The organism is Arthrobacter sp. 05T47 (assembly GCF_056395825.1).
Genome location: NZ_JBFTKG010000084.1, coordinates 1 through 3,537, shown reverse-complemented (window position 1 = coordinate 3,537; position 3,537 = coordinate 1). Strand labels below are relative to the sequence as shown.

The following is a 3,537-nucleotide window of genomic DNA, read 5'->3' as shown; positions in this document are numbered from 1 at the left end:
ATCCTGAACATGTCGCTGCTCTTTGGTGCCGAGTTCGACGCCGAGATGGAGCGTGGACGGCAGCTTCAGGCCGGCATCGCGGCCGAAGAGACCATCCAGCTGCCACCACGGGACACGAAACAGAGCGACAAGCTCCAGGCCCGCGAGGAAGAGGACGTCCGCCGCGGGCGGGACCTGCGGGAACAGAACGGCGGCCCCGACGAGGACCAGCCGAACTACGCGAACAGAAGCGCTCCACCCGGCGGAGCCAGAAGACAGGACCGCAGCTGATATCGAGGGCCGGCCCCGGGCTGAATCAATGGCTCTTCTCCGGCTCGCGCGCACCCATCAAGTGAAACGGCCGGGATGGCGGCTCCTATTTCCAGAGACGGCACTCCGGCGCCGCCTGCCGAGCCACACTACAAGACCGGGGGCTGTCCGTGCGCTTGCTGGTGGCAGTTGTAGTCGTCCGCTCCGCCGACTGCATGCAGGGCAAACGACATGAGGAGAGCAGGACGAACATGACGGAGAGCGAGTGTCCGAAGAGCTTGAGCACTCAGCCGCCGCGCCGGTGGCCCGCGGAGTGTGCGCCCTGAGCGAGGCACGCCGTGGATCCTCCTCGTGCGGTGCGGCCCATTGGTTTGGACTCCGAGGACCCTTCTGGAAAAGGATGCCGGTCAGGATGACGTACATGCTCATCCTCAGGAATTCTGATTCCCAGTTCTCGAACGTAGCCTCCACAAAGGCCCTGGTGCCCAGATACTCCTGGATGCTGTTCGCCCGGTTGTCCGTGGGCCAGTTAGTCCTCGCTGTAGCTGCTCGCCCCGCTGAGGATCATGCCGCCGAAAAACAGCGCGAACAACCGATGTTGGCCAGCAGCAGTCCATGTTCCATGACCCACTTACTTATGGTTCTTCCAGTATCTGCGGCGTGCCGCTCCTGCGAATCGTCCGTCAGTGCGGCTCCTCCGCGCGGCCCTGCCGCCGTAGTCTTGCGGGAACAACGATCAGCAGCAGCACCAGCGCGGCCAGCAGCCCGACGCCGGCGATCACCCCTGCCGTCCGGCCTAGGGTGACGTCGAAGATGAGGGACGTGGTACCCACACTCAGGAGCCCGACGCCGGCCAGTGAGAACTTCGCGATGGTGTCGGCGCTGGCCACGAGCGTGGCCTTCAAGCCCTGTCGGAACAGCCGACGATGCACGCTCACGGGCAGCAGGATGGTGGCAGTCGTTAGGGCAGCCAGGACGACGGTGGCGAGGTACAGGCGTGTCTGGTAATCATCGAGCGTCGCGAAGCGCGCCTGGAACGGCAGAGTCAGGAGGAAGCCGGCGAGGAGCTGAACCCCGGTCTGGAGAACCCGCAGTTCCTGCAGCAGTTCGGCCCAGTTGCGATCCATACGCTCAGCACGGGATTCGTCCCTGCCGTCATCCTTCGGCGCCACGGGGCCTGTCATGGGGTTCCTCCTCGCCATCCTGCAACCACGTGAGCCGGCCGCAGCGTGCGGCACCTTCAACCTATGCTTGAGAGTTGCCAAAAACAAGCCGGTACTAATACTGCTGACGAAATTGCGGTTCAGGCAGGAATTAGTTACTTCGCCGGGATAGGTTCGTCCGGGTGCAGAGGCTCTTCCGGAAAGCCGTGCCTGCCCTGCAGCAGGCGTTGAACGGCGGTGCAACGCCGTCGAGAAATGTGCTTAAATCCACGGCTGACAAGCCCGTCATCGGGGCGATGAGACGCGCTGGTAACGGGTCCCGGTGCTAGGAGGACGGGACCGGTGTCCTGAGCTATGAACGGTTCACGTCATAGGTGTCGCCGGAGAGTTGTCGCGTGCTTGGCGGTCATGTTCATTCCTGTGCTGGACGGGCAGTTCTCGGCCGGGCCGGATGTCTTCTTCAACCTTGGCCTGCAGCATGTCGCTTTGTTTCGTCTTTCGGGGCGGCAGCTGGATGGTCTCCTCGGCGTCGATTCCGGCCTGCAGTTGGCGGCCGACCTCCGTCTAGGTGTCGAAGTCGGCCCGAACAGCAGCGACATGTTCAGGATCCAAAGCAACAGCAGCGAGATGATGACCCCGGCGATTGCACCGTCGGTCTTGTTGTCGCTGCTGAAGTTGGCGGCGTAGAAGGCGAAGGCCGCCGAGGCCAGCAGGAAGATCACTAAGGCGATCGCTGACCCCAGGCTCATCCAGCGGAACCTGGGCTGTTTCAAGTTGGGCGTGGCGTAGTCGAGGAAGGCGATCGTAAGGATCCCGAGCAGCAGTGAGTAACCGCCAGGACTGGACGTATGTAAGTGGCAGCTGGCTACCTCGGCATCGGCCAGCATCTCAGCTGGCTGACCGCGCAGCTCAATACGTCGAACTGGCATCGTGTTGACCGTCATGGCAGCGCTTTCCTCGTTGAGGTAGTTCACCGGGGCCTTTCAGGAACTCTCGGACAGACTTAAACTGAAGCATTCCGCGACGCTGGCGGGCGACCGCCGTTGAGCGGGTAACCGAAGGTCAAGTCCAATCTGGAAGGTCGAGTCATGGGCGATGCCTCGCAGAAAGCCGGTCGGGCGGTAAACGAAGCGGCGTCGGCAACCCGAAGCCCAGCGATGCGAATCCTGGCCCGCGCCGGATTTGTCTTCGTCGGCCTGGTGCACATTCTTATCGGATTCATTGCCCTCCAGATTGACAGAGGACAGGGTGGCCAGGCCGACCAATCCGGCGCGATCGGAACGCTAGCCTCAAAGCCGGGCGGTCCGCTCCTGCTTTGGGCAGGGTTCGCGGGTTGCGCCGCGCTGGCACTCTGGATGCTCAGTGAGGCCGTCTTCGAGGCCCGTTCAGGAACCGACTCGAAGAAGAAGGTGCAAGAGGCGGGGGAACCCGTGTTGAAGGCCGTGCTTTACGGCTTTCTGGCTTACACCTTCTCGGTGTTCGCCTCGGGCGGCAGCCAGAACTCCAGCCAGTCGGCCAGTGACTTCACCGCGAGGTTAATGGGTTCCCCTGCCGGCATTTTGCTGCTCATCGCGGTCGGTCTCGCGATCATCATTTCCGGTGCCATCTACGTCTACCGGGGCGTCACGCGCAAGTTCATGAAGGATTTGCAGGACCTTGGCAGTGCGCACCCAGCGGTCAAATGGATCGGCACCATCGGTTACGCCGCTAAGGGCGCGGTGCTCGGCTTCCTCGGCATCCTGATCATCATCGCCGCGGCCACTGCTGATCCGTCGAAATCCTCCGGCTTGGACGGGAGTCTGAAGACCCTTGGATCCCAGCCCTACGGGGTTTTCATGCTCGCCGCAGCCGCGGCAGGGCTGGTCTGCTACGGCATGTACTCGATGGCCCGCGCCCGGTACGGAAGGTTTTGAATGCCGCACGGAATTTGCGACGCGGATTACCGGGGGACACGATCGAATACGATCCCTTGCTGAGACGGTCGAGCCATTTCTCAGGGAGCTTCAGCGTTGCAGGGATTTCGCGGTTCGACACAGACCTCCGCTGTCCCAAAACCCGTCCAACAACAGATGCTCTCACAACGGCAAATTGATCGGGATTAAGAGAACAGCGAGCGGCCATGGCC

4 protein-coding genes and 1 pseudogene are annotated in these 3,537 nt (G+C 62.4%); 2 read left to right on the top strand and 3 right to left on the bottom strand.

What is annotated here, in order from left to right; translation table 11 throughout:
- Nucleotides 1–270, top strand: a pseudogene (locus tag AC1DEY_RS22725) (YihY/virulence factor BrkB family protein); the annotation flags it as partial.
- A 57-nt stretch (nt 271–327) separates the two neighbouring features.
- Here AC1DEY_RS22725 and AC1DEY_RS22720 read toward each other — a convergent pair.
- From AC1DEY_RS22720 to AC1DEY_RS22710, 3 genes are all read right to left on the bottom strand, one after another.
- Nucleotides 328–750 (bottom strand): DUF6766 family protein, encoded by a 423-nt coding sequence (locus AC1DEY_RS22720; RefSeq protein ID WP_476869971.1) that lies wholly within the window; start codon nt 748–750, stop codon nt 328–330.
- 182 nt (nt 751–932) lie between these two features.
- Nucleotides 933–1,433 (bottom strand): DUF6328 family protein, encoded by a 501-nt coding sequence (locus AC1DEY_RS22715; RefSeq protein ID WP_476869969.1) that lies wholly within the window; start codon nt 1,431–1,433, stop codon nt 933–935.
- Between the two features lie 347 nt (nt 1,434–1,780).
- Nucleotides 1,781–2,299, bottom strand: coding sequence for a YhjD/YihY/BrkB family envelope integrity protein (locus AC1DEY_RS22710; protein WP_476869970.1), 519 nt, complete (start codon nt 2,297–2,299; stop codon nt 1,781–1,783).
- A gap of 201 nt (nt 2,300–2,500) precedes the next feature.
- Here AC1DEY_RS22710 and AC1DEY_RS22705 point away from each other — a divergent pair, with 201 nt between their 5' ends.
- A complete protein-coding gene (locus tag AC1DEY_RS22705; protein ID WP_476869968.1) occupies nt 2,501–3,325 on the top strand; it encodes a DUF1206 domain-containing protein in 825 nt (274 codons plus the stop codon).
- The last annotated feature ends 212 nt before the right edge of the window (nt 3,326–3,537 follow it).